The organism is Curvibacter gracilis ATCC BAA-807 (assembly GCF_000518645.1).
Taxonomy (GTDB): Bacteria; Pseudomonadota; Gammaproteobacteria; order Burkholderiales; family Burkholderiaceae_C; genus Curvibacter; species Curvibacter gracilis.
Window position 1 is genome coordinate 567,282 of sequence record NZ_JADZ01000004.1, and the last position, 25,335, is coordinate 592,616.

Annotated in this window: 22 protein-coding genes and 1 pseudogene; 4 read left to right on the top strand and 19 right to left on the bottom strand. The window is 66.8% G+C overall.

From position 1 onward, the window contains the following. Positions 1-71: 71 nt before the first annotated feature. From L880_RS0102630 to L880_RS0102645, 4 genes are all read right to left on the bottom strand, one after another. On the bottom strand, positions 72-1,064 hold the full coding sequence (locus tag L880_RS0102630) for a Bug family tripartite tricarboxylate transporter substrate binding protein (protein WP_051442977.1): 993 nt from the start codon (positions 1,062-1,064) through the stop codon (positions 72-74). Between the two features lie 40 nt (positions 1,065-1,104). Further along, complete coding sequence (locus L880_RS0102635) at positions 1,105-1,998, bottom strand: isocitrate lyase/PEP mutase family protein (protein WP_027474341.1); 894 nt, start codon at positions 1,996-1,998, stop codon at positions 1,105-1,107. A 65-nt stretch (positions 1,999-2,063) separates the two neighbouring features. Further along, on the bottom strand, positions 2,064-2,618 hold the full coding sequence (locus tag L880_RS0102640; RefSeq protein WP_027474342.1) for a LeuD/DmdB family oxidoreductase small subunit: 555 nt from the start codon (positions 2,616-2,618) through the stop codon (positions 2,064-2,066). Further along, positions 2,615-3,913 carry a 3-isopropylmalate dehydratase large subunit gene (locus L880_RS0102645; RefSeq protein ID WP_245614888.1) on the bottom strand — a complete coding sequence of 433 codons (1,299 nt, stop codon included), beginning with the start codon at positions 3,911-3,913 and terminating at the stop codon, positions 2,615-2,617. The genes L880_RS0102640 and L880_RS0102645 overlap by 4 nt, the downstream gene beginning before the upstream one ends. 112 nt (positions 3,914-4,025) lie before the next feature. Between L880_RS0102645 and L880_RS0102650 the strand changes: the two genes are divergently transcribed. The 3 genes from L880_RS0102650 to L880_RS0102660 all read left to right on the top strand — a co-directional run bounded on the left by L880_RS0102650 (position 4,026) and on the right by L880_RS0102660 (position 7,165). Continuing rightward, on the top strand, positions 4,026-4,883 hold the full coding sequence (locus tag L880_RS0102650) for an IclR family transcriptional regulator (protein WP_027474344.1): 858 nt from the start codon (positions 4,026-4,028) through the stop codon (positions 4,881-4,883). Positions 4,884-5,184: 301 nt separating this feature from the next. Next, positions 5,185-6,714, top strand: coding sequence for a methyl-accepting chemotaxis protein (locus L880_RS0102655; RefSeq protein WP_027474345.1), 1,530 nt, complete (start codon positions 5,185-5,187; stop codon positions 6,712-6,714). A gap of 43 nt (positions 6,715-6,757) precedes the next feature. Further along, on the top strand, positions 6,758-7,165 hold the full coding sequence (locus L880_RS0102660) for a bacteriohemerythrin (RefSeq protein ID WP_027474346.1): 408 nt from the start codon (positions 6,758-6,760) through the stop codon (positions 7,163-7,165). Between the two features lie 71 nt (positions 7,166-7,236). Here the strand turns inward: L880_RS0102660 and L880_RS0102665 are convergent, their stop codons facing one another. The 15 genes and pseudogenes from L880_RS0102665 to L880_RS0102735 form a co-directional block, all read right to left on the bottom strand. Beyond that, complete coding sequence (locus tag L880_RS0102665; protein WP_027474347.1) at positions 7,237-7,530, bottom strand: HigA family addiction module antitoxin; 294 nt, start codon at positions 7,528-7,530, stop codon at positions 7,237-7,239. A gap of 9 nt (positions 7,531-7,539) precedes the next feature. Then, positions 7,540-7,701 (bottom strand): annotated as a pseudogene (locus L880_RS35425) (type II toxin-antitoxin system RelE/ParE family toxin); the annotation flags it as partial. A gap of 131 nt (positions 7,702-7,832) precedes the next feature. Beyond that, positions 7,833-8,630 carry a peptidylprolyl isomerase gene (locus L880_RS0102675; protein WP_027474348.1) on the bottom strand — a complete coding sequence of 266 codons (798 nt, stop codon included), beginning with the start codon at positions 8,628-8,630 and terminating at the stop codon, positions 7,833-7,835. A 30-nt stretch (positions 8,631-8,660) separates the two neighbouring features. Next, the gene (gene narI / locus L880_RS0102680; RefSeq protein ID WP_027474349.1) at positions 8,661-9,356 is read right to left on the bottom strand and encodes a respiratory nitrate reductase subunit gamma; all 696 of its coding nucleotides are present in this window, start codon (positions 9,354-9,356) and stop codon (positions 8,661-8,663) included. Next, positions 9,353-10,066 carry a nitrate reductase molybdenum cofactor assembly chaperone gene (narJ, locus tag L880_RS0102685; protein WP_211245264.1) on the bottom strand — a complete coding sequence of 238 codons (714 nt, stop codon included), beginning with the start codon at positions 10,064-10,066 and terminating at the stop codon, positions 9,353-9,355. The genes narI and narJ overlap by 4 nt, the downstream gene beginning before the upstream one ends. Beyond that, complete coding sequence (gene narH / locus L880_RS0102690) at positions 10,063-11,586, bottom strand: nitrate reductase subunit beta (RefSeq protein WP_027474351.1); 1,524 nt, start codon at positions 11,584-11,586, stop codon at positions 10,063-10,065. The genes narJ and narH overlap by 4 nt, the downstream gene beginning before the upstream one ends. Continuing rightward, positions 11,583-15,404 carry a nitrate reductase subunit alpha gene (locus L880_RS0102695; protein WP_027474352.1) on the bottom strand — a complete coding sequence of 1,274 codons (3,822 nt, stop codon included), beginning with the start codon at positions 15,402-15,404 and terminating at the stop codon, positions 11,583-11,585. The genes narH and L880_RS0102695 overlap by 4 nt, the downstream gene beginning before the upstream one ends. A gap of 46 nt (positions 15,405-15,450) precedes the next feature. Then, positions 15,451-16,899: a NarK family nitrate/nitrite MFS transporter gene (locus L880_RS0102700; protein ID WP_027474353.1), complete on the bottom strand. Its 1,449-nt coding sequence runs from the start codon at positions 16,897-16,899 to the stop codon at positions 15,451-15,453. Between the two features lie 40 nt (positions 16,900-16,939). After that, positions 16,940-18,178 carry an MFS transporter gene (locus tag L880_RS0102705; RefSeq protein WP_027474354.1) on the bottom strand — a complete coding sequence of 413 codons (1,239 nt, stop codon included), beginning with the start codon at positions 18,176-18,178 and terminating at the stop codon, positions 16,940-16,942. 103 nt (positions 18,179-18,281) lie between these two features. Beyond that, positions 18,282-19,013, bottom strand: coding sequence for a response regulator (locus tag L880_RS0102710; RefSeq protein ID WP_027474355.1), 732 nt, complete (start codon positions 19,011-19,013; stop codon positions 18,282-18,284). Then, complete coding sequence (locus L880_RS0102715) at positions 19,010-21,064, bottom strand: type IV pili methyl-accepting chemotaxis transducer N-terminal domain-containing protein (protein WP_245614890.1); 2,055 nt, start codon at positions 21,062-21,064, stop codon at positions 19,010-19,012. The genes L880_RS0102710 and L880_RS0102715 overlap by 4 nt, the downstream gene beginning before the upstream one ends. Positions 21,065-21,122: 58 nt before the next feature. Continuing rightward, on the bottom strand, positions 21,123-22,121 hold the full coding sequence (gene moaA, locus L880_RS0102720) for a GTP 3',8-cyclase MoaA (protein WP_027474357.1): 999 nt from the start codon (positions 22,119-22,121) through the stop codon (positions 21,123-21,125). 178 nt (positions 22,122-22,299) lie between these two features. Next, positions 22,300-23,046: a Crp/Fnr family transcriptional regulator gene (locus L880_RS0102725; RefSeq protein WP_027474358.1), complete on the bottom strand. Its 747-nt coding sequence runs from the start codon at positions 23,044-23,046 to the stop codon at positions 22,300-22,302. 122 nt (positions 23,047-23,168) lie between these two features. After that, positions 23,169-23,519 carry an RNA recognition motif domain-containing protein gene (locus L880_RS0102730; RefSeq protein WP_027474359.1) on the bottom strand — a complete coding sequence of 117 codons (351 nt, stop codon included), beginning with the start codon at positions 23,517-23,519 and terminating at the stop codon, positions 23,169-23,171. Positions 23,520-23,638: 119 nt separating this feature from the next. Continuing rightward, a complete protein-coding gene (locus L880_RS0102735) occupies positions 23,639-23,878 on the bottom strand; it encodes a hypothetical protein (RefSeq protein WP_211245265.1) in 240 nt (79 codons plus the stop codon). Positions 23,879-24,285: 407 nt separating this feature from the next. Between L880_RS0102735 and L880_RS0102740 the strand changes: the two genes are divergently transcribed. Then, positions 24,286-25,308 carry an extracellular catalytic domain type 1 short-chain-length polyhydroxyalkanoate depolymerase gene (locus tag L880_RS0102740; RefSeq protein ID WP_027474361.1) on the top strand — a complete coding sequence of 341 codons (1,023 nt, stop codon included), beginning with the start codon at positions 24,286-24,288 and terminating at the stop codon, positions 25,306-25,308. Positions 25,309-25,335: the final 27 nt, after the last annotated feature.

A 25,335-nucleotide genomic window follows, 5' to 3' on the forward strand; every position in this document is an offset into this window, starting at 1 on the left:
CGCAGCGGGCACTGACCCAGCGTTGGCTGCCTGAGGTGCGACGCTCGTCCAAGCCACCACGCCGGGCAGTGTCAGTCAAGCTGCAAGCCAGCGTCTTTGGCGGCTTTGGGCAACACGGCCAGTTCGCGTTGCAAGACGTTGGCAAAGGCCTCCGGGCTGTTGCCCGTCGCCGGCGCCACGCCACCCAGGTCCATCAGGCGCTGGCGGAAGGCCGGCTCGGCCGTGATCTTGGCGATCTTTTCGCCCAGCAGTTTGACGATGGCAGGTGGGGTCCGGGCCGGGGCCACCACGCCGAACCACACGTCAAAATCCACGCCGCCCGGCACGCCTTGCTCGGTCAGCGTCGGGATGTCGGGCCACAGCTCTGAGCGGCCTTGGCGCAACTGGCCCAGGGCCTTGAGCTTGCCGGCCTGGATGAAGCTGCGCACATCGCCCGTGCCCAGCAGGCCCCAGGCCACTTCATTGGCCATCAAGGCCTGCACCAGCGGCGCGCCGCCCTTGTAGGGCACGTGCGTGAAGTTGCTGGCGGCATGGCTGTTGACCAGCTCCGAGGCCAGGTGCGACAGGCCGCCTGCGCCGGCCGAGCCATAGGCCAGGCCCCCTTTGCCGGCTTTCTTGCCGGCTTCCAGCAGTTCCTTCACGTTCTTGTAGGGCGATTTTTCGGGCACCACCAGAATCAGCGGCGCCAGCGAGACGCGCGCCACGGGCACGAAGTCCGAGGCGTCAAAGCCCGGCGTCTTGTAGATCACCGGGTTGATCGACAGCATGCCGGTCAGCGTCATGGCCAGTGAGTAGCCATCGGGGGCGCTCTGCGCCACGTTGCTCATGGCGATGTTGCCGCCGGCGCCGGGGCGGTTCTCCACGATGATGGCCTGCCCCAACTCTTCTTGCAGGCGCGGCTGCAGGGTGCGCGCCGCCACATCGGTGGCGCCCCCGGCCGGGTAGGGCACGACCAGGCGGATCGGCTTGCTGGGGTAGGCACTCTGGGCCAGGGCGGCCGAGGCCAGGCCCAGCGACACGGCGCCTGCCACGAAGAGGCGGCTGATGAGGTGGATCGACTTCACGGTAGGGGTCTCCTGTTTTCTTGGGGGAATGAGGGGGGGCTCAGCGGCCTGGCTCGGCCGCCACGTCGGTTTCGTAATGCGCCTGGCGCTCTTCCAGCGCATGCCAGCCGATCAGCTCTTTGAAGGCAGCCATCGTCGTCTGCTCGAAAGGCAGGTTCGCGAAATCGCCTGAGCGGCGCCGCGCCAGTTCGGCCAGGTTGGCCTGCACCGCATGCACGCTGGTCAGCAGGCTGGCGATGGGGTAGGCCGCAAAGGCCGCCACGCTTTCGATCTGCACCCGCGTGAGGGAGGTCATCCAGGTGCCTGCCATCAGCTGCAGCGCCAGGCGGCGGCCGCAGACCTCGCGCAGCTGCACCAGTTGCTCATAGCGGTTGAAGGTGCGCGAGATGGGCTGGATCAGGTCGGCGCCGGCTTCGGCATAGTGTGCGGCACGGTCCAGCGCCTCGCTCGGGTCCATGGCGTCGGTGCGGGCCACGATCAGCAGGTCGGGGTCTTGCCGTGCATCGAGCGCGGCCTTGATGCGTGCCGTCGCATCCTTCACCGAGACCAGGGTCGAGCTGGTGGCGGCGGCCGGGCAGCGCTTGGGGCTGATCTGGTCTTCGATCTGCAACGCGGCCGCGCCGGCCTTCTCGAACTCCCGCACGGCGCGGCCCATGTTGAGCACGTTGCCATAACCGGTGTCGGCGTCCACAAAAATGGGCTTCTTCACCACGTTGGCCATGCGGTTCACGGTGGCCACGTTCTCGCTGAGGGTGTAAAGCTCCATGTCGGGCTGCCCCAGCAGCGTGGCCGAAATGCCGAAGCCGGTGCTGAAGATGCCGTCGAAATCGGACTGGTCCACCAGCAGGGCCGACAGTGCATCCTGTGCGCCGCCGAACCAGAGGGTGGATCCATCCTGGATGCGCTGGCGCAGCGCTTGGCGAGGGGAAGTCATAGAGGGGTCTCCGTCAGGTGGCACAGCTGTGCGCTGCGCCGTCAGTCGTCACGAGGGGAAAGGATTCAGGTGGAGGTGGGCACGGTGGCGGCTTGGGCCTGGGTCTGCCTCATGCGGCGCTTGAGGTAGGGGATCAGGCCGCCCGCTTCGAGCATGCCGCGTTCCGAGGCCGAAAAGGCTTGCAGTGCCAGGGTCTGGCCGGTGCGCAGGTTCGTCACTTCGCTGGTGGTCCAGTTCACCGTCAGCTCGTCGCCGCGTGCCGCCGCGGCACGGATGCCCGGGCAGCTCACCAGCGGAAAGCCCATGCTCATCTCACCGCGAAAAAAGCCGGGCGAGAAGGACTCGGCAATCACGGCCGAAATACCCAGGTGCCGCATGGCGCGCATGGCCGGGTAGTGCGGGTGGCCGTAGCCAAAGTTCTCGCCACCCACCAGCAGGTCGCCGGGGCGCACGGTGGCGGCAAAACCCGGCGTGTAGTCAGCCATGGCCAGCGCCGCCAGCTCTTGCACATCGGTGATCTTGATGTTGCGTACACCCACGATCAGGTCGATGTCGTAGTCGTCTTCCTCGAAGACCCAGGCCACGCGGCCTTGCAGGTTGTTCAGCTTGTTCAGGCTCATGCTGCGGCCCCCGTGGGCTGGGCCAGCGCCTCGGCCAGGTAGGGCCGGGGGTCGGCAATGCGCCCTTCGAGCGCCGAGGCCGCCACCACCGCGGCGTTGCAGATGTAGATCTCTGAATCCACACTGCCCATGCGGCCCGGCGTGTTCAGTGTGCCGGTGGAGACGGCACGCTGCCCGTCGCTCATGGTGGCGATGCGACCAAAGCAATAGTCGCAACTGGGCGAGCTGATGAAGGCGCCGGCCTCCACCAGCGTCTCGATCAGACCCTCGCGCGCTGCGGCGGCCATGATGGCCTTCGAGGTGGGCACCACATGCAGCTGGAAGCCCGGCTGGATGTGCCGCCCGCGCAGGATCTGGGCCGCGATGCGCAGGTCTTCCAGCCGGCCACTGGCGCAAGAACCCAGGTAGCCGGTGTGCACCTCCAGGCCGGTGTAGTCGGTGAGCTTGCGCGTGTTGGCGGGGCTGGGCGGCACCACCACAATGGGTTCGAGCTCGGAGATGTCGATGCGCACGACGCGCTCGTAGACGGCGTCGGCATCGGGGCAGACCGGTGCCAGCGCGATCCTGGAGCGGCCTGTCGTGTAGTCCAGGGTCTTGGCATCGGGCGCGATCAGCATGGTGGTGGCGCCCAGGAACATGGCCTGACCACACAGCACCTGTCGGCCTTCGATGCTCATGGCGTCGATCACCGGGCCGCACAACTCCACCACCTTGAAGCGGCACGAGGCGGGGCCCATCACGCGCACCATGTGGTGGAACACGTCGCGCGCCATCACGCCGGCTTGCATCGTGCCCGTCAATTCCACCTTGATGGTGGCCGGCACCGTCATGGTGATGTTCTCGGTGGCAAAGGCCTCCACCACGCCCTTGCGAGCGCCGAAGGCAAAGGTGCCGAACGCACCCAGCTGGCTCACATGGCCATCGAAATGCACGGCAAAGGCCCCCGGCGTGGCGTAGCCCAGCTCGGCGGACACCTGGTGGCCGATGCCCTCGCGCTCGTGCACCGGCACCCCCTGTTCCTTGCCCCAGGCGCGGGTGATCTTGTGCAGTTCCTCCTCCTTGGGTGAGGTGGCCGGCACCATGTGGTCGATGAAGAGCACGAAGCGCTCGGGGCTGGACACCTTCTCCACGCCGAAGTCCTCGCGCGTCTCCTTGAAGAACACATCGGTGTAGCCGGGAAAGTCGTAGCTGATCACGAAGTCTGGCCGGGCCGTGATCTCCTGGCCGGGCGACACGCAAGCCTGGCCCGAGGCACGGGCCAGGATCTTTTCAGTCATGGTCTGGGGTGTCTGCATCTGGTTCTCCATTCAACTTCCACGATGTGGTTGTCGATTTGTCGTCATGCAGCCGATTACAGTGGAGGCCGTTAAACGCCTGTTCAGGTGCAACCCCAATTACTGCCACACTGTGGAAACTAAACGAAAGACCCGAAGCGCCACCCCGGCGGACACGGCCCTGGCCGAAGGCGCCTCGCGCACCGGCACCCAGAGCATTGAGCGCGTCGTCGGCATGCTGCGCGTGGTGGCCTCGCGCGGGCGGCGCGGCATGCGCATCGCCGATGTGGTCAGCGTCAGTGGCCTGCCCATGTCCACCTGTTTTCGCATGCTGCAGCGGCTGGAGCTGGAGGGCCTGGTGGTGCGTGACGCCATGACGCGCAAGTACCACCTGGGCCCGCTTCTGTACGAGCTGGGCTTGCTGGCGCAGCCACCCTTTCGCCTGGCCGACCTGTGCGAGCAGGCCATGCAGGCCATCGCCGACGAGACGCAAGATACGGTCTACCTCAGCGAGCGCCGCGGCGTGGAGGCCATCTGCACCAGCCGGGTGCTGGGCGACTACCCGATCAAGGCACTGACCCTGGACGTGGGCATCCGCCGCCCCATGGGCGTGGGTGCGGGGGGGCTGGCGATCCTGAGTGCGCTGCCCGAAGCCGAGGTGGCGCAGATCGTCGAGGCCAATGATGCGCGCTATGCCCGCTTCGGCACCTTCGAGCCCGGCTTTGTGCAGCGGGCGGTTGCCGACACCCAGGCCCAGGGCTATGCCTTTCTGGACAGCGCCGCAACCCCCGGCACGGCGGCCGTGGGCGTTGCCTTCCCACCCGACAACCCGATCGCCGCCATCAGCGTGGCCGCCATTTCCAGCCGGCTGGGGCCGGCCCGCCGCGCGCTGGTGGCCAAGGTCATCCAGCAGCAGGTGCAACTGATCTGCGCGCAATTGCCCAGCGCGGGCTCGGGGGCTTTTTCACTGTCACGTCGCAAGCCGAGGTGAGCTGTGGGCCTGCGTGCCCAGGCCGTCACGCCCCGCTCACCTTGTCATGGGCCGCAGCTGCCCTGGGCTGAACCGATGGGGCGGCAGTGCATTTCAAACGCCATGTCCATCGGGTCTCCCCAGGCCGGCCAGACCGGGGGTGCCGGGATTTGATTTGCGTCAAATTTTGATCAGGCAGCGCATCCCCCTAGTTCCAATGGAGGAGGGTCAAACGACCCGGCCTTGCCTACCATCTGCCCCATGGTTGCGGGGTGTCCCGCGCCGACTCTGACAGGGGAACGGCATGCGCAGGTTCAGTGATATGAGGATTGGGGTTCGCCTGAGCCTGGGCTTTGGCCTGCTCATCGCGATGATGTTGGGCATGGCCCTGTTCGGTGGCTGGCGCTTTGCCCAGGTTCGCGACATCAATCAGCGCCTGGTGGACAAGGACTGGGCCAAGGTGGAGGCCATCCACGCGGTGGATGTGGGCACCCGGGCCAACGCGCGGCGCACCATGGAGTTGGTTCTGGGCGCCGAGGGGCCGCAGCGCGACGCCATCCGCGAACGGATCGAACACAACAAGCGCAGCATCACCGAGGCGCTGGGAGCGCTGGACCGTCTGATCTACCGGCCTGAAGGCCGTGCCCTGATGCAGGAATTGCAGCAGGCCCGTGAGCGCTATGTGGCCTCGTTCACACGGGTGATGAAACTGGTCGATGAGGGCCAGCGCGAGCAGGCGACCACCTTGCTGCAGCGCGAAACCCTGCCTGCCCTCGATGCCTTGCAAGCCCCGATCAACCAGCTCAATCGGCTCCAGAAGTCCTTGGCCGACCACAGTGCCCAGGAAGTGCTGGATGCCAGCAATGAGTCACGGCTGTTGATGGGGGTGCTGGGTGGGCTGGGCCTGCTCTGCGGGATGGGCCTGTCGGCCTGGTTGACGCGCGACATCACGCTGCCCATGGGGCAGGCCCTGCAATGGGCCCGGCGTGTGGCCAAGGGTGATCTGAGCAGCCGGATCGACACAAATCGCCGCGACGAGATCGGTCAGTTGCAGCTGGCGCTGCACGACATGAGTCTGAGCCTGCATCAAGTGGTCAGCCAGGTACGCGGGGGCACGGAGGCGATGGCCACTGCCACGCGTCAGATTGCTGCGGGCAACCTGGACCTGTCGTCGCGCACCGAAGAGCAAGCGAGTGCCCTGGAGCAGACCGCTGCGTCGATGGAGCAATTGGCCGCCACGGTGCGCCAAAACGACGACAGTGGCCTGCGAGCACACCGCCTGGCCGAATCGGCTGCCGAGGTGGCGGTTCAGGGCGGTCAGGTGGTGGCTGAGGTGATTCAGACCATGGAAGCCATCGACCGCTCTTCCAAACGCATCGCCGACATCATCGGCGTGGTTGACGGCATCGCATTCCAGACCAATCTGCTGGCGCTCAATGCGGCTGTCGAGGCTGCTCGGGCAGGTGAGCAGGGCCGCGGCTTTGCCGTGGTGGCCAGCGAAGTGCGGCAACTGGCCGGGCGCGCTGCCGAGGCGGCCCGCGAGATCCGTCACCTGATCGACGCTTCGGTGGTGCATGTGGGTGCTGGCTGCGCCCAGGTTGAGCGCGCCGGCAGCACGCTCGACGAAACCGTGGTCAGCGTGCGCCGGGTGGCTGACCTGATGCGCGAGATCGCCATGGCCAGCCGGGAGCAGAGTACCGGTATCGACCAGGTCAGTCAGGCTGTGGGCCAGATGGACCAGGTCACCCAGCAGAACGCGGCACTGGTCGAAGAGGCTGCTGCCGCCACCCAGGCACTGGAGCAACAGGCCCAGTCGCTGGACAGCACTGTGCGCTTCTTCAAACTCGCCTGAAGGCCAGGCACTGGCCCCTTGCGATCCAACACGGAGTCCTTGCATGGCTTACTTTGAATGGGCCGACGATCTGGTGATCGACCACGGCCCCATCGATCAGGACCACCGGCACCTGGTCGATCTGGTCAACCAACTGCACACCGCCACCAGCCAGGGGCGGGGGCGCGAGGTGGTGAGCCGCGTGCTGGGTGAGTTGCTGGTCTACACCCGCGATCACCTGAGCCGCGAAGAGGCGCTGATGCGCGAGGTGGGCTTTCCGCGCCTGGAGCAGCACCAGATCGGCCACGCCCATTTCATCGGCCAACTCGAAGGGCTCAAGCGCCAGTACGAGGCCGGCAGCATCACGGTGGCCTCGCAGCTGTCCAGCGTGCTGCGCGACTGGCTGTCGCTGCACATCCGTCGCTCCGACAAAGAGGCGCGGGCGTTTGTGCAGAAGAAGTCAGGGGGCTGAGGGCGCGGAATCAGAAAGACAGGGCAGAAAGACAGGGGCTGGCCCTGGCCAGCGCTTGCGCCGTCATCCGCTCACGCACTCACGGGATTCGAGGCCAAGAAGCGAGTGATGTGAGGGCGCTTCGTTTTGCTGGCTTGGTGCAGGTCGTACTGCATCTGCATACCAGCCCACAGTTCAGGGCTGGTGCCCAATGCGCTGGCCAGGCGATAGGCCATGTCGGGAGAGACCCCGGCACGCCCGCTGATGATGCGTGTCAACGTGACGCGATTCACGCCGAGCTGCTGCGCCGCATCAGTCACCGTGATGTCGCCCAGGTAGTCGCGCAGCACTTCGCCGGGGTGGCGAGGGTTGTGCATTTTGCTCATCTCGATCTCTCAGTGGTCATCAAGGTAGTCGACCAAAATCGCATCGGTGCCTTCAAAGGTGAAAACCAAGCGCCAGTTGCCATTCACGGTGATGGACCAATGTCCCTTTTTGTCGCCCTTCAAGGGATGGAGGGACCAGGCCGGGGCGGACATGTCCGGAATGCCATTTGATGCCACCGGTACAGAAGGGGTGCGCCAGATTGCCACGTCACCCTCAGCTCTGGGCTGCCGCCCCGCCCCCCGCACATCCTTAGAGCGTGTTCAAAGTCTCCCACGGCCCGTGCGAGACATTGAACACGCTCTTACTGCATCAGCGGCGACTCGGCCTGCTCCAGCGCCACGCCTTGCACGGGCCAGCGGGCGGCCAGCACCAGCAGTTGCTGGCGCAGGGCGGTGATCCAGGCGCTTTGGCGCATGGCCTGGGCCACGGCCTCGCGCACCTGTTCGAACTCGAGGTGCTGACCGGGCTCGCGGGCCAGCACCTCCACCACATGCAGGCCAAAGCGTGAGTGCACCAGGCGCGGCAGCACGCCCACATGGGCGCGGTCTGCGTCCTGGCCCAGCAGTTCGCGGGCCAGTTCGGGGGCGCAGTCGGCCTCGCCCAGCCAGCCCAGTTCACCGCCTTGGGCGCCGCTGGGGCAGTTGGACAGGGCGGCGGCCTGCTCGGCAAAGCGCTGGGGTTCGGCGCGCAGGCTCAGCAAGGCTTGTTCGGCGCGGCCGCGCAGTGCCTTCACGTCGGTGCCCGGGGTCACGGCAAACAGGATGTGACGCGCCTGCACGCGCTCGCCCACGGCGTAGCGGGCGCGGTGCGCCGCGTGGTAGCGGCGGCAGGCGGCCTCATCCGGCTCGGGCACCTGCAGGTGCTGCTCAAGCCACAGGTCGATGGCATCGGCCGCGGCCTCGCTGAGCACGCCGTCGTGCGGCGCCGGGTCGCTGTCGGGCAGCAGGCCATCCTGGATGGCGGCCAGGCGCAGCAGGGCCAGGCGGGCGCGCTGGTGGCGCTCGCCCTCGCTGAGGTCGCTGCGGTCTTCGTCCAGGCGCTGGCCGGCCACGCTCAGAGAGGCCGGCGTGGGGGTGGGCAGGATGGGGTTGGGTGTCATAGGGTGTTTCTCTTTCAGAAGCGGGCTGGCTCAGAGGCCGATCTTGCGGCTGCGCACGATCTGCCAGGGTCGGACCACATAGCCCGCTGCGGCAAAGCCGCTCCACACATGCACCAGGCGGGTGAAGGGGAAGATGGCAAACAGGCTCATGCCCATGAACATGTGCAGCTTGAACACCGGCGACACGCCCGCGATCAGGCTGGCCGCGTCGCCCTGGAAGGTGACGATGTGGCGCGCCCAGGCCATCAGCAGCAGCATGGTGGTGCCATCGCTGTGCTGCAGCGAAAGCGGCACGGTGGACAGGCCCAGCAGCAGGGTGGCCAGCAGCCAGAACAGCACCACGAAGTCGCGCTTGTGCGAGGTGGCGCGCACCCGGGCGTTGCCCAGGCGGCGGCGGATCAGCAGCAGCAGGCCGATCAGGCCCAGGCCGCCCAGGGTGCCGCCGGCCACCACGGCCAGCAACTGCTTTTGCGCCGGGCTCACGCCCAGGGCGTGCACGAGCTCGGGCGGCGTCAGCATGCCGAACAGGTGGCCGAAGAACAGGCCGATCACACCCACATGGAACAGGTTGGAGCCCCAGCGCAGGCTGCCCGAGGCCAGCATCTGGCTCGATTCGCTGCGCCAGCTGTACTGCTCTCGGTCGAAGCGGATCAGGCTGCCCAGCAGAAAGATCACACCGCAGAGGTAGGGGTAGATGCCGAAGACGAATTGATGGCTGAGGCTCATGACAGGGCTCCTCGTGGCTGGGCTGCCCCGGCGCGGGGCATGAAGTGGATGGGCTGGCTCTGGCCGGGCTTTTGCTGGCCCGGGCTGCTGCAACCGGCAAAGGCTTCGGGCTCGGCCCAGCTTTCGTCCATGGCGGGCTCGGCCACCGGGGGCCGGGTCACCAGGGCCTGGCCGCCCAGTTCCAGCACGGCGGCCAGGGCGTCGGCGTAGGCGCTTTGGCGCCCCACCAGGGCGTCGTGCACGCTGTTCAGGATGTGGGCGAACTCGCCGATGAAATCGCGGCAGGCCTGGGGCGCCAGCGTGGAGGCGAACTCCAGCACCACCGGCAGGTGGTCGGGCAGTTCGCCATCGGTGCGGGCCGGGTCCAGGTAGAGGCCGCCTTGCTCGTAGGTCTGCAGCAGGTCGATCATGGCCGGGCCGCGGTCACGCGAATCGCCGTGCACGTGCTCGAACAGGTGCAGCGAGGTGGCCCGCCCGCGGTCGAACAGGTCGACGTAGTCGCCCTCGACCTCGAGAGGGTCCCTGCTCTGCAGGGCCTGCGTCAGCGCCAGTAAGCCGGCGCGGTGTTCGGCCGACAGCGCGGCCTCCTGCTGCAGCGCCGCCTCGATCTCGGGCAGCACCTGGCGCAGGGCGGCATCCGGGTAGGTCAGCAGGTGGGCCAGGGCGCGCAGGCTGCGCGCAGCGGTGTTGTGTGCCGTGCTCATGCTCATTCCTCCGCCTTGATCGGGATGGTGCGCTTCTTCTTGGCACCGAACAGGCTGGGCTCGCTGGCGCCGTCCGAGCAGCCGTTGCCGAACGAGAAGCCGCAGCCGCCGCGCACGTCAAAGGTGTTCTCGGCGTACTCGCGGTGGGTGCTGGGGATGACGAAGCGGTCTTCGTAGTTGGCAATGGCCATGATGTCGTACATGTCCTGCACCGTGGCCGCGTCCAGGCCCACCTGGTTCAGCACCGCGGTGTTCTCGACCTGGTCCACATGGCGCGAACGCATGTAGGCGCGCATGGCCAGCATGCGCTCCAGCGCCCGCATCACGGGGCCGGTGTCGCCAGCGGTCAGCAGGTTGGCCAGGTACTGCACGGGGATGCGCAGCTGGTTCACGTCCGGGATCTCGCCATTCACGCCCAGATCGCCCGAGTTGGCAGCGGCCTGGATGGGCGACAGCGGTGGCACATACCAGACCATGGGCAGGGTGCGGTACTCGGGGTGCAGGGGCAGGGCCACCTTCCAGTCCACGGCCATCTTGTACACCGGGCTGTTGCGCGCGGCGGTCAGCCAGGCTTCGGGCACGCCGTCGCGCCGGGCCTGTTCGATCACGGCTGGGTCGTGCGGGTCCAGGAAGACATCGAGCTGGGCCTGGTACAGGTCGCGGTCGTGCTCAGTCTGGGCGGCCTGCTCAATGCGGTCGGCGTCATACAGCAGCACGCCCAGGTAGCGGATGCGGCCCACGCAGGTTTCGGAGCACACGGTGGGCTGTCCGGCCTCGATGCGGGGGTAGCAGAAGATGCACTTCTCGGCCTTGCCGCTTTGCCAGTTGTAGTAGATCTTCTTGTAGGGGCAGCCCGACACGCACATGCGCCAGCCGCGGCACTTGTCCTGGTCGATCAGCACGATGCCGTCTTCCTCGCGCTTGTAGATCGAGCCCGAGGGGCAGCTGGCCACGCAGGTCGGGTTCAGGCAGTGCTCGCACAGGCGCGGCAGGTACATCATGAACGTGTTCTCGAACTGGCCGTAGATGTCCTTCTGGATGTCTTCGAAGTTCTTGTCCTTGCTGCGCTTGCTGAACTCGCCGCCCAGGATCTCCTCCCAGTTCGGGCCCCATTCGATCTTCTCCATGCGCTGGCCGGTGATGAGGCTGCGCGGGCGCGCCGTAGGGGGGGCCTTCGACTTGGGCGCGCTTTGCAGGTGCTCGTAGTCGAAGGTGAAGGGCTCGTAGTAGTCGTCGATCTCGGGCAGGTTGGGGTTGGCAAACAGGCGCATCAGCAACTTGAGCTTGCCGCCCTGGCGCGGCTCGATGCGGCCGTCAGGCTTGCGCACCCAGCCACCGTTCCACTTGTCCTGGTTCTCCCATTCCTTGGGGTAGCCGATGCCGGGCTTGGTCTCGACGTTGTTGAACCAGGCGTATTCCACGCCGGGGCGGTTGGTCCAGACGTTCTTGCAGGTCACCGAACAGGTGTGGCAACCGATGCATTTGTCCAGATTCAGGACCATGCCGATTTGGGCTCGGATCTTCATGCGTGTGCTCCTTGGGTGTGGGCGCCTGGGGTGGCTTCGCCGTCGAGCCAGTCGACCCGGGCCATCTTGCGCACCACCACGAACTCGTCGCGGTTGGTGCCTATCGTTCCGTAGTAGTTGAAGCCGTAGCTGAGCTGGGCGTAGCCACCGATCATGTGGGTGGGCTTGAGCACGATGCGGGTCACCGAGTTGTGGATGCCGCCGCGTGTGCCCGTGATCTCCGAGCCCGGGGTGTTGATGATCTTTTCCTGGGCGTGGTACATCATCACCATGCCGTTCTTCACCCGCTGGCTCACCACCGCGCGGGCCGCGATGGCGCCATTGGCGTTGAACAGCTCCACCCAGTCGTTGTCCACGATGCCGGCGCTTTGGGCGTCGTCCTCGCTGAGCCAGACCACCGGGCCGCCGCGGTTCAGCGTCAGCATCAGCAGGTTGTCGGTGTAGGTCGAATGGATGCCCCACTTCTGGTGCGGGGTGATGAAGTTCAGCGCGATCTCGCGGTGCCCGTTGGGCTTCAGGCCCTGCACCTCGGCCAGGGTCTTCAGGTCCACGGGGGGGCGGTAGCTCACAAAGCCCTCACCAAAGGCGCGCATCCACGGGTGGTCCTGGTAGAACTGCTGGCGCCCGGTCAGGGTGCGCCATGGGATCAGCTCATGCACATTGGTGTAGCCCGCGTTGTAGCTGACCTTCTCGCTCTCTAGCCCCGACCAGGTGGGCGAGGAGATGATCTTGCGCGGCTGGGCCTGGATGTCGCGGAAGCGGATCTTCTCGTCCTCGCGGTGCAGGGCCAGGTGGGCGTGTTCGCGCCCGGTCTGCTTCGACAGCGCCTGCCAGGCCTTCACGGCCACCTGGCCATTGGTTTCGGGGGCCAGCATCATCACCACCTCGGCGGCGTCGATGTCGGTGTTGATGCGGGGGCGGCCCTGGCTCACGCCGGTCTCGCGCACCGTGCCATTGAGCTCACCCAGCTGGCGCACCTCGTCCTGGGTGTTCCAGCCAATGCCCTTGCCGCCATTGCCCAGCTTGTCCATCAGCGGGCCCAGGGCGGTGAAGCGGCGGTAGGTGTTGGGGTAGTCGCGCTCGACCACCGTGATCTGCGGCGCCGTGCGGCCCGGGATCAGATCCACCTCGCCGCGCTTCCAGTCCTTCACGTCGAAGGGTTGGGCCATCTCGCCCGGGGTGTCGTGCATGATCGGCGTCAGCACCACTTCTTTCTCGACCCCCAGGTGGCCCACGCACACCTCGGAGAACTTCTTGGCGAAGCCTTTGTAGATGTCCCAGTCCGAACGTGCCTCCCAGGCCGGATCCACGGCGGTGGACAGCGGGTGGATGAAGGGGTGCATGTCGCTGGTGTTGAGGTCGTTCTTCTCATACCAGGTGGCGGTGGGCAGCACGATGTCCGAGTACAGGCAGGTGGTGCTCATGCGGAAGTCCAGCGTCACCAGCAGATCCAGCTTGCCCTGGGGGGCTTCGGCGTGCCAGCGCACCTCTTGTGGTTTGGCATCGTCCGTGCCCAGGGCCTTGCCCTGCACGCCGTGGGTGGTGCCCAGCAGGTGCTTGAGAAAGTACTCATGCCCCTTGCCGCTGGAGCCCAGGATGTTGGAGCGCCAGACAAACATGTTGCGCGGCCAGTTGGCCGGGTCGTCCGGGTCTTCACAAGACATCTGCAGCGAGCCGTTCTTCAGCGCATCGACCACATGGTCCTTGGCGTCCAGGCCCTGGGCGCTGGCGTCGCGGCACACCTGCAGCGGGTTGGTCTTGAGCTGCGGGGCGCTGGGCAGCCAGCCCATGCGTTCGGCGCGCACGTTGTAGTCGATCATGCTGCCGCCAAACTGGGCCTTGTCGGCCAGGGGCGAGAGCACCTCTTCCACCCCCAGTTTCTCGTAGCGCCACTGGTCGGTGTGGGCATAGAAGAAGCTGGTCGAGTTCTGCTGGCGCGGCGGGCGCGACCAGTCCAGGGCAAAGGCCAGGGCGGTCCAGCCGGTCTGCGGGCGCAGTTTTTCCTGCCCCACATAGTGGGCCCAGCCGCCCCCGGATTGGCCGATGCAGCCGCACATCATCAGCATGTTGATGATGCCGCGGTAGTTCATGTCGCTGTGGTACCAGTGGTTCATGGCCGCGCCGATGATGACCATGGACTTGCCCCGGGTCTTGTCGGCGTTGTCGGCGAACTGGCGTGCCACCGTCAGCACCTGGCTGCGGGGCACGCCGGTGATCTGCTCCTGCCAGGCCGGGGTGTAGGGCAGGTTGTCGTCATAGGAGAGCGCGCCGTCGTCCACCAGATCGCCCGCGGCATTGCGCAGGCCGCGGTGCACGCCGTAGCTGGCCACCTGCAGGTCGAACACCGTGGCCACCCAGACCTCGCGTGGCACGCCGTCCTGCTGCACCAGCAGGCGCTGCATGGGCACGTTGCGCAGCAGCACATCGCCTTGCTTGTTGGCGGTGAATTGGGGCGACTCGATGCCGCCGAAGTAGGGGAAGGCCACCTTGTTCACGCTGGTCATGGCCGGGGTGCTGCCACCGGCACCCTCCAGCACCGATAGCTTGAGCTGCACCGGGCGGCCGTCCACGGCCTCCTTGCTCTCCAGGTTCCAGCGGCCCTGGTCGGGCCGGCCTTCGGCACCCCAGCGAAAGCCGATCGAACCCTGGGGCTGCACCACCTGGCCTTGCTCGTCCCAGGCCAGGGTCTTCCAGTCGGCATTGGCGGTGCCGGCCGCCGTGCCCAGGTCGCTGGCGCGCAGGTAGCGGCCGGGCACCAGGGCGCGGCCGGCCGGGGTGTCCTGCTCCTGCAGCATCACCAGCATGGGCAGGTCGGTGTAGCGGCGCGCATAGTCGTCAAAGTAGACGCTGCGTTTGTCGAAGTAGAACTCCTTCAGGATCACATGGCCCATGGCCATTGCCACGGCCGCATCGGTGCCCTGCTTGGGGTGCATCCACAGGTCGGCCAGCTTGGAGATCTCGGCGTAGTCGGGCGTCACGGCCACCGTCTTGGCGCCCTTGTAGCGCACCTCGGTGAAGAAGTGGGCATCGGGGGTGCGCGTCTGCGGCACGTTGGAGCCCCAGGCGATGATGAAGGTCGAGTTGTACCAGTCGGCCGACTCGGGTACATCGGTCTGCTCGCCCCAGACCTGGGGGCTGGCGGGCGGCAGGTCGCAGTACCAGTCGTAGAAGCTCATGCACACGCCCCCGATCAGGCTCAGGTAGCGGCTGCCGGCGGCATACGACACCATCGACATGGCCGGGATCGGCGAGAAGCCGATGATGCGGTCGGGCCCGTGGGCCTTGATGGTGTGCACATTGGCCGAGGCGATGATCTCGTTGACCTCGTCCCAGCTGCTGCGCACAAAGCCGCCCAGGCCGCGCTGGGTCTGCCAGCTGCGGCGGATCTCGTCGTTGGCCATCAGGGTGGCCCAGGCATCGACCGGGCTCTTGGCCACGGTGCGGGCGGCGCGCCAGTGCTTGAGCAACTCGCCGCGCACCATGGGGTGCTTGACGCGGTTGGCGCTGTACAGGTACCACGAGTAGCTGGCGCCGCGGGCGCAGCCGCGCGGCTCGTGGTTGGGCAGGTCGGGGCGGGTGCGGGGGTAGTCGGTCTGCTGGGTTTCCCAGGTCACGATGCCGCCCTTGACGTAGATCTTCCACGAGCATGAGCCCGTGCAGTTCACACCGTGGGTGGAGCGCACGATCTTGTCGTGCTGCCAGCGGTTGCGGTAGGCGTCCTCCCAGGTGCGGTCTTCACCGGTGGTGACGCCGTGGCCGTTGGCAAAGGGTTCGCGGGCCTGGGCAAAAAAGCTCAGTCGGTCCAGAAAATGACTCATGGGGTGGCTCCGTTGAATTCGGGTCGGTAAGGCTGCGCAAAAGGGTTCAGCACGGCACGTCGGCGTCGCGGCGGGCGTAGAACCACCAGGTGGCCACGATGCACAGCAGGTAGAAGGCGATGAAGGTCAGCAGGGCCAGCTCGGGGCCGCCGGTGCTGGCGATCGACGAGCCATAGCTCTTGGGGATGAAGAAGCCGCCGTAGGCCGCCACTGCGGCGCTGAAGCCCAGCACGGCGGCCGATTCGGTGTTGCCCTCCTTGACCGCCTGGGCCTGGGCCAGCTCGTCGTTGCGCGGGGCGCGGCGGGTCTTCAGGTCGATGAAGATCACCGGGATCATGCGAAAGGTCGAGCCGTTGCCGACGCCGGTGGTGAAGAACAGCACCAGGAACATCAAAAAGAAGCCCGTGAAGCTCCCCTCGACCGGGCCCCAGGGCAGGGCGAAGGCGCTGCCCGCCCCCTTGGGCAGGAAGTAGAGAACACCGACCACGGCCAGGGCCATCACCACGAAGTTCCACAAGGTGACGCGGGCGCCGCCCAGCTTGTCGGCCAGCCAGCCACCCACGGGGCGGATCAGCGCGCCCACCAGCGGGCCCAGCCAGGCATAGGCCAGCGGGTTCACATCCTTGAACTGCGACTTGATCAGCAGCGGAAAGCCCGCCGCATAACCGATGAAGGAGCCGAAGGTGCCCAGGTAGAGCAGGCACATCACCCAGTTGTGCTTGTTGCGGAAGATGGCGGCCTGGGCGGCGAACGAGGCCTTGGCGTCGGCGATGTCGTTCATGAAGAACCAGGCGGCCGCTGCGGTCAGGGCGATCCATGGCACCCACACGAAGGCGGCGTTCTGGGCCCAAACCTCGCTCACCTGGCCGGCCTTGCTGATGTGCTGGGGCTCGCCGCCCAGCACACCGAACACGCCCACCGAGATGATGATGGGGCTCAGAAACTGCACCACCGACACGCCCAGGTTACCCAGGCCGGCGTTGACGCCCAGGGCCGAGCCCTTGCGCTCCTTCGGAAAGAAGAAGCTGATGTTGGCCATCGACGACGAGAAGTTGCCACCGCCCAGGCCGCACAGCAGGGCCAGCATCAGCATGGTGGGGTAGGGGGTGTTGGCGTCTTGCACCGCAAAGCCGATGCCGATGGCGGGCAGCAGCAGCGAGGCAGTGGAGATGGCGGTCCAGCGCCGCCCGCCCACCAGGGGCACCATGAACGAGTAGAAGATGCGCAGCGTGGCGCCCGACAGGGCCGGCGCCGAGGCCAGCCAGAACAGCTGGTTGGTGGAGTACTTGAAGCCCATCAAGGGCAGGTTGACGGCCACCACGCTCCACAGCTGCCAGATGGCAAAGGCCAGGAACAGGGCGGGCACCGACAGCCACAGGTTGAGCTTGGCGATGGCCTGGCCCTGCGAGGCCCAGAAGGCCTTGTCTTCCGGCGTCCAGACCGCCAGGGTCTTGCCGGGGCGGGCGCGCTCGGGCGCCACGGTCTTGCTTGACATGGGGATTCCTTTTGAAAGGGTTGTGTCGGGGGAGGGCCGCTCAGGCGGGGTTGCCGCGCAGCACGTCGCGGCTGCGCACTTCGGTGAAGTACATCCAGATCAGTGAGACCCAGACCACGCCATACAGCAGCATGAAAGCGCTGGAGCGCACGCCCGTGAGGTCGAGCAGCACGCCGAACAGGATGGGCAGCACAAAGCCGCCCAGGCCACCGGCCAGGCCCACCACGCCCGAGATGGCGCCGATGTTGCCGGGGTAGTCGTCGCTGATGTACTTGAAAACGCTGGCCTTGCCGAAGGCAAAGGCAATGCCCAGGGTGAACATCAGGGCCGTGAAGCCAACCACGTTGAGCCCGATGTGGAAGCTGCGCACCCCGTTGACGGTGGTGATGCTGAAATCGGTCTGCGGGTAGCTCAGCAGGAACAGGCAGATCCAGCTCACCCACAGCACCCACCAGGTGACCTGGTGCGCGCCGTGCTTGTCGGACAGGTAGCCGCCAATGGCGCGCAGCACGCCCCCGGGCAGCGAGAAGCAGGCGGCCAGCAGGGCGGCCCAGCGGATGTCCAGGCCGTATTCGCCCACGTAGTACTGCACCATCCACAGGCTCAGGCCCACATAGCCACCGAACACGATGCTGTAGTACTGGCAGTACTTGAGCACGCGCGGGTCCTTCAGCGTCTTGAGCTGGTCGCCCCAACTGCTCTTGCTGGCCACCAGGTGGCTTGGGTCGCTGGCGCTGCCAAACCAGAACAGCACCGCCACGCCCAGCATCACGGCGGCGTACACCTGGGGTACCACCGCCCAGCCAAAGGCCACGATCAGGGCCGGCGCCACAAATTTGTTGACCGCAGCGCCCGAGTTGCCGGCGCCGAACACGCCCATGGCAAAGCCCTGCTGCTGCTTGGGGAACCAGCGCGCCACATAGGGCGTGCCCACCGAGAACACGCCGCCGGCCAGGCCCACGAACAGGCCCAGCACCAGAAACTGCCAGTACTGGGTGGCGTAGCTCATGAGCCAGATCGGCAGCACGCAGGCCAGCAGGGTGCCCATCATCACGATGCGGCCGCCGTAGCGGTCGGTCCACACCCCCAGGGGCACGCGCACCAGTGAGCCGGTGAGCACCGGCATGGCCGTCAACAGGCCGAACTCGGTGGCGTTGAGGCCCAGGGTCTTGCGGATCGGGATGCCGATCACGCCAAACATCATCCAGACCATGAAGCACACCGTGAAGGCGAGCGTGCTGACGGTCAGTACCGACAAGGCTTTGCCGCGCGAAGACATGGGAGAACCTCCTTTTGAGTGGTCCCCAGTGTCAAAAAATCAGTGCGCCCTGAACATCCTGCATCCGGGCAGGCACCATCCTCCTAAAGGAGTAGTCCGAGCCTCAAGCTTGATCTGGATCAGTCACCGCGTACACCGCGGCCTGCACCCGCGAGCTCAGGTTGAGCTTGCGGAAGATGTGCTGCACGTGGATCTTGACCGTGGTCTCGGCGATCTTGAGGGTGCGCGCGATCTCCTTGTTGCTGGCGCCACGCGCGATCTCGCGCAGGATCTCGCGCTCGCGGGGCGACAGCTTGGAGACCACCAGGCCAGGCTCAGGTGGGCGCGCCGTGGCCTCGGGCGCCGCTTCGATGGCTGCTTCCGTGGCCTGTTCGGGCTCGGGCGCGGGGGCTGAGGCCACGGCCTGGCGGTAGGCCGCAAACAGCTTGCCCGTCATCTCGGGCGAGACCACCGACTGGCCCTCGCGCACGCGCCGTATCGAGGCCACCAGCTCGTCGCCATCCACCGTCTTGAGCAGGTAGCCGCTGGCGCCGCGGGCCAGGGCCTGCGACAGGTCTTCGGCGTCTTCGCTCACCGTGAGCATGATGACCTGGGGCGCGGGCACCAGCGCCATCAACTGGGGCAGCACATCCACCCCGTGCACGCCGGGCAGGTGGTTGTCCAGCAGCACCACCTCGGGCGCGTGCTGGGCCGCCAGCTTCAGGGCTTCGCCCGCGTCGGTGGCTTCGGCCACCACCTGCAGGCAGGCCTGCTGGCTGAGCAGGGCCACCAGGCCGCGGCGGAACAGCTTGTGGTCGTCCACCACCAGGAGTCGGATCGGAGCGGGCAGGGTCATGGTGCAGTGGCTACGGAAGTGGGGGCCGCCGTCGGCGGCGGATGTCGGGGCAGGCGCAGGGTCACACAGGTGCCCTGCGGGCCTGAATCAAGGCTCAGTTGGGCGCCGATGCGTTCGGCGCGCTCGCGCATGATGCGCAGCCCCACGTGGGTGCCATCGGGGGGGCCACCCCGGGCATCAAAACCCAGGCCATCGTCGCGGATGGTGACCTGCCACTGCGGGTGGGTGTCCACCCGCAGCTCGACCTGGCGGGCGTGGGCGTGCTTGCGGATGTTGGACAGGGCCTCCTGCACGATGTGCAGCACCTGCACCTGCACATCGGGCGCAATCGGCAGGCCTTCGCCGTGGATGGCCAGGCTGGGCCGGATGCCGGCCTGCAGCTCGAACTTGGACAGGGTCTCGCGCAGGGCGGGCTCCATGTCTTCGGCATGGGTGTTGGTGCGAAAGTGCAGCAGCAGCTCGCGCACATCGCTGTAGCTCTCGCGGATGCCCGCGTCCAGCTCGTCGAGGGTGGCCTCGACGGCGGCCGGGCGCGCGTCGCTCATGGCGCTGCGCAGCAGCTGCATCTGGATCTTCAGAAAGGCCAGTGACTGGGCGATCGAGTCGTGCAGCTCGCGGGCCAGCATCTGGCGCTCGTCGGCCACGGCCGATTCGCGCGCCAGCGCGGCGCTGCGCAGGTTCTCCATGGCGCCCGCCAGGTGGCTGGCCAGGGCTTCGAACAGGCTGCGCTCCTCGGCACTCAGTGCCGTGTCGTGGCGGTAGAACAGCTCGATCTCGCCCAGCACGCGCTGATGCCAGGTCAGGCTCACCGTCACCAGGGTGCGGAAGCCGGCGCGCTCGCAGTGCTGTTGCACACGCTGGCTGGTGCCATCGGGTGGCGCCTGCCGTGCGGCATCCAGGATCGGGATCACCTTCAAGGGCTGGGCCAGCGCGCGCTCGGATGAGGCGCCACACAGGCAGTCGCCGGTGAGCACGCAGTGCTCCTCCTCCACCATCACCTTGGGCAGGCAGTCGCTGGCCAGCAGCACATAGCGTTGGGTGGCCTCGTCCGACCAGCGTATGGCCACGGCATCGGCCCCGGCAATGCTGCGCAGCTGGCGTGAAAAGCCCTGGGCCAGGGTTTGCAAGGTGTCGGCCTGGGCCACGAAGGTGGCGGTCTCGTACAGGGTGCGCAGGCGTTGCTGCTCCAGTTGCAGGCGCGCCGTCTTCTCGCGCACCTTGCCCTCCAGCCCGCTGTACAGGTCTTGCAGGCGTTCGGCCATGCGGTTGAAGCCCTCGGCCAGGGCGCCCAGTTCATCGTGGCTGGCCACCTGCACACGGGTGCCGAAGTCGCCCTGCTCGATGCGGCCCAGGCTGCGCTGCAGGCGGCGCACCGGGTCCAGCACCAGCACATGGCCCACGTACAGCAGCACCAGGGCGCTCAGCAGGGCCAGTGACATCATCACCAGCTGCAGGGTGCGCAGCAGGGTGGTCCATTGCGCCAGGTGCAGTTCGATGGCCGAGACAAAGTTGTCCACCTCGTGCACGAAGTCGTCCACCTGCAGGCCCAGCGCGGGGCCGGGGCCCTGGCGCCCGCTTTGTTGCAGCGCCTGTTGCCGGGCCAGCTCGCGCAGGGCTTGCCAGCGCCGCTGCACCAGGTCGAAATGCGCCCGGGTGGCCTGGTCCCAGGGCACGGCCAGGGGGCGGGCGGGGTCGCCGTCGCGCAGCAGGCTCAGGCTGGCGTCAAAGTCTTGCAGTTGCTGCTCGACTTGCTGGTTCAGCGCGCCCTGGCCAGCCGGCTGGGCCGGGGTCTGCAGGCGCAGGGCCAGGCGGTAGCTCTGCATGCGCATGCGCCCGGCCTCGTTGACGGCGGCGGCGCCGCCCTCCAGCTGCCAGGTCACCCACAGCGTGAGCCCGACCGAGGCCAGGGCCAGTACCAGAAACAAACCGCCGATGCCCATCAGCTTGGAGGCCAGGCCCAGGCCGGACAGGCGGGCGCGCAGCCGGGTGCGTGCCGGCCCGGCGGCGGGCAGCATCAGCTCTGGCGGCAAGGGCTCGGGTGGCAGGCTCAATCCATCTCCCCATCGTTCAAAGCTTGAATTGTGCGCTTGGGTGAATCGTTGCCGCCCTTCATCCGCCGGTTTGCGCCATGAATCGCATCACATGCTGGGGTTGCTCTTGAAAGACGTGGCGTTCGGGCTTGGCCGCAATACCGGCATGCAAGGCCTGCAGCAGCTCGGCATCGCTGGCGCCGGCGCGCAGCATGGGGCCCAGCGGCACCCGGTCGTTCTGGCCCAGGCACAGGTAGAGGGTGCCATCCACGCCCAGGCGCACGCGGTTGCAGGCGGCGCAGAAATGCTGCGACATCGGGGTGATCACGCCCAGGCTGGCGCGGCCGTCGGGCCCGGCCCAGTAGCGCGCCGGGCCGCTGCCCTGGCCCATCACGCAGGGCAGCAGGCCATGCTGGTGGGCCAGGCGCTGCCCCAGGGCGCTGAGGTCGGGGGCCTCCAGGGCCTGACCGGTGCTGCCCATGGGCATGGGCTCGATCAGCCGCAGCACATGCCCGTGGGCCATGGCAAAGGCCAGAACGCCCTCGACCTCGTCCAGGTTCACGCCGGGTTGCACCACCATGTTGAGTTTGATGGGGCCAAAGCCCACGGCCTGGGCGGCCTGCAGGCCGCTCAGCACGCTGTCCAGCGCGTCGCGCCCGGTGATGCGGGCAAAGCAGCCCCGGTCCAGGGTGTCCAGGCTGATGTTGAGCCGCTGCAGGCCGGCCTCGCGCAGTTCGGCGGCGAGGCGGGCCAGTTGGGTGCCGTTGCTCGACAGGGACAGATCGCGCAGGCCCGGCAGTGCCGCAATGCCGCGCACCAGCCCGGTCAGGCCGCCCCGCAGCAGGGGCTCGCCCCCGGTGAGCCGCACCTTGGCCACACCGCTGCGCACAAACAGGCCCAGCAGGCGCAGCAGCTCGGGCGGGCGCAGCCAGTGGGCCGGCTCTTCATAGCCCTTGAAGCCCTTGGGCAGGCAGTAGGTGCAGCGCAGGTCGCAGCGGTCGGTGATCGACACGCGCAGGTAATCGATGCGTCGCCCGAAGGGGTCGATCAGCGTTGGCAAGGCATTGGCGGCAGACATGGGCTGCACTGTAGGCAGACCCGGTTCATTGCGCCATCGTTCTGAAGGAGGATGGGGCCGCGGGGCCTGTCTCGCTCAAGGCATCCATTCAGGGGCGTTGTCACGGGTCGAGCTGCTGTGAACACCCGCGATCACTGGCCCAGGTGCCAGATGACCTCTGCGCACCCAGGGTCGACCTTCAGGTACCGGCCTTTGGCGTGCTCGGGTGCGGCATCAAGTGCTCGCATTCCTGTTTGACGGCCTGGTAGCACTCGCAAACGCGCTCTTCCAGGCGCGGGCGATCCACCAGGCTGATGACGCCGCGCGATCTTTCGATCATGCCGTCCTTTTGCAGCGCCCCGGCGGCCACCGTGATGCTTTCGCGGCGCACCCCCAGCATGAGCGAGATCCGCTCCTGGGTGATGGCCATCTTGTTGCTCTGCAGCCGGTCCATGCTCATCAGAATCCAACGTGCCAATCGCTGCTCGACAGTGTGGTGCTGGTTGCACACCGCCATTTGCGAGGTCTGCACGATCAGGGCCTGGGTGTAGAGCAGGGCCAGGCGCTGCAACTGGCCGCCCAGGGCAAACTCGTGCTTCATCACCTTGCGGCTCAGCCGAAAGGCCTGGCCGGCGCATTGCACCTCGGTGCTGCTGGGCAGGCTCTCACCCCCCATGTAGATGGAGATGCCGATCAAGCCCTCGTTGCCGACCAGCGCGATCTCGCTCGATGCCCCATCCTCCAGTGCGTAGACCAAAGACACGATGCCCGAGGTGGGGAAGTGCAGGTGCGTCACGTGGTCACCCGACTCTGACATCGTCCAGCCGCGTGGCATGTCCACCAGTTCGAGTTCTGGCCGCAAGCGGGCGTAGTCAGCGGCGGGCAGCGCCGCGAGGATCTGGTTGAGGCGAGGGTCGGGCGTGGTGGTGGGATGGGGTTTGGTCAAGGTGTCCTGGGGAGCGTGGCAGGCCGCTGATATATGAAGTGCAGGCTCCTGCCGTTGAGTCTGCATGGATGAAAAAAAAGGCCGGCTCAAATGAGCAGGCCTTTGACTGGACTGGGCGGAGATCAGTAGCGTCCGCCGCCGTACCCGCCCGTGCCATAGCCCACGTCTTTGCGTTGGGTGGCGGTGTAACCGGCTGCGCTGTAGCCGCCAGACTTGTTGCTGTCTTCGCGCGGACGGGCCAGGTTCACCACAATCGAGCGGCCATCGACCGACATGCCGTGCAGGCCGGTGATGGCGGCCTGGGCCACCTCAAGAGAGGCCATTTCCACAAAGCCGAAGCCCTTGGAGCGGCCGGTTTCGCGGTCCATCATCACCTTGGCGGATGAAACGCTGCCGAACTCGGAAAAATTGCTTTTCAGGCTGGCGTCGTCGACAGAGTAGGGCAGGTTGCCCACGTAGATTTTGGTGCTCATGTTGGAGCCTTTCTGGATTGCGGTGCGCAACTTGTGACACCCATTCATGATGCTGGCGGGCGCCACGGAGGCGCTTTGCAGCTCGGGGGGATTGGATCGGATCTGGCTGAAGCGAGTCGTCAGCAGACGGGAGGCGATGCCATGCACGTTTGCAACCAGCCCTGCGTCACGGCAAAGAGCCGGGCCGCCTCGCGCGAGGCGAAGGCCTTGTCAAAGCGGAAGACGCGGCAGTAGCTGCCGTTGCCGAGAGAGCGGTGGACCGAAAAAGAGGCGCGGAAGCGGCCGCAATCGGTCGGGTGTGTCGAGGGCGAAACGACGTACTGGCCCATGGAAATGGAGGTCTTTGAAATCTGATTCATTCAGAAGCGCAGGCTTGAATCAAGCTGCGTGAGCATGGTGGACTCTGTTGGCTGCAGCTCTACAAACCAACTGGAGGGCCCGCCTCGAAGGAGGTGGCGCTCTCTTTGTGTGTGACATCGGGGGCTTTCCAAGCTGGCTGCCGTCGCGATGTCACCCGCCGAATATAACAGTAATTCATATTGGATAATTGAATTATTTCATTTGGTTCTAAAAAAGTGCTCTTGGGGCCACGCCCCATGCCGGCCACAGTGGCGGCCCGGCTCCGTTGGTTTGAGCACAGACCCGGTGTGTGCTGCGCGATACCGTGCACAGGGCGTCCCTCAGCGCTGCCCAAGGAGCACGGTCACATGGAGCTTGACCAGAGGCCTTGGCGCAGCAATCCGAGTCTGATCATGGAGCCACTGCAATGAAAAAACGCCTGCGCACAGCGCGTTGGGCCAAGGCGTTTGCGCGGGGCGCCATGACCCTGGCAAGAATGACCACCCGCATGGCCAGCGCCTCGGCCGGCCGCCCTATGAAGCGGGCCCGCCGCAAAGCCGCAGCACCACGGCCCGGCGTTCGCGCCAGCGCCGGCACCTGGACACGGGGCCTGGCCATGGGCGTGGAGGGGGCCCTGCGCTATCGCCTCTATGCCCCGCCTGACCTGCAGCCCGGCGAACAACTGGCGCTCATGGTGATGCTGCATGGCTGCGGCCAGGATGCCGAAGGCTTTGCGATCTGCACCGGCATGAACCGGATTGCGGCCAAGAAGCGATTCCTGGTGCTGTACCCGGAGCAAGACCCCCTGTCCAACCCACAGCGATGTTGGAACTGGTTTGACACCCTCCACGGTCGTGCCAACTCAGAGGCAGAACTCATCCTGAAGGCGATCGATCAGGTGTGCACACTGAACCCGGTGGACCCCAGGCAGGTTGCCATGGCAGGCCTGTCGGCCGGGGCCAGCATGGCGGCCCTGTTGGTCACCCGACACCCGAGCCGGTTCAAGGCATTGGTCATGCATTCGGGGGTGGCGCCCGGAACCGCAAACACCACCTTGACGGCCCTCAGCGCCATGCGCGGACGCCGCCCGACCCTGCCATTGAGCGCCACCCCGAACACCATGGCGGCAGATTGGCCCGCCCTGCTGGTCATCCATGGCGATGCGGACACCACGGTCTCGCCGGCCAATGCCGAGGCAGCCGCCCAGAGCTGGGCGCAGGCGGCCGCCGCGCGCTCCGGCCAGGTTCGGCGATTGCAGCGCGGCAAGCGCTACCCCCTGGCCGTGACCGACTTCAAGAACCGAGGCCGTCTGGTGGCCAGGCTGATGCTTGTGGCCGGCCTGGGCCACGCCTGGAGCGGGGGCGCTGCCAAGCAGGCCTTTGCCGATGTGCGCGGGCCTGATGCGTCAAGCCTGGCCTGGACGTTTGCGGCGCAGCAGTTCGGGGGGTGATCCACTTGGCCAGACTTCGCCCCTTGG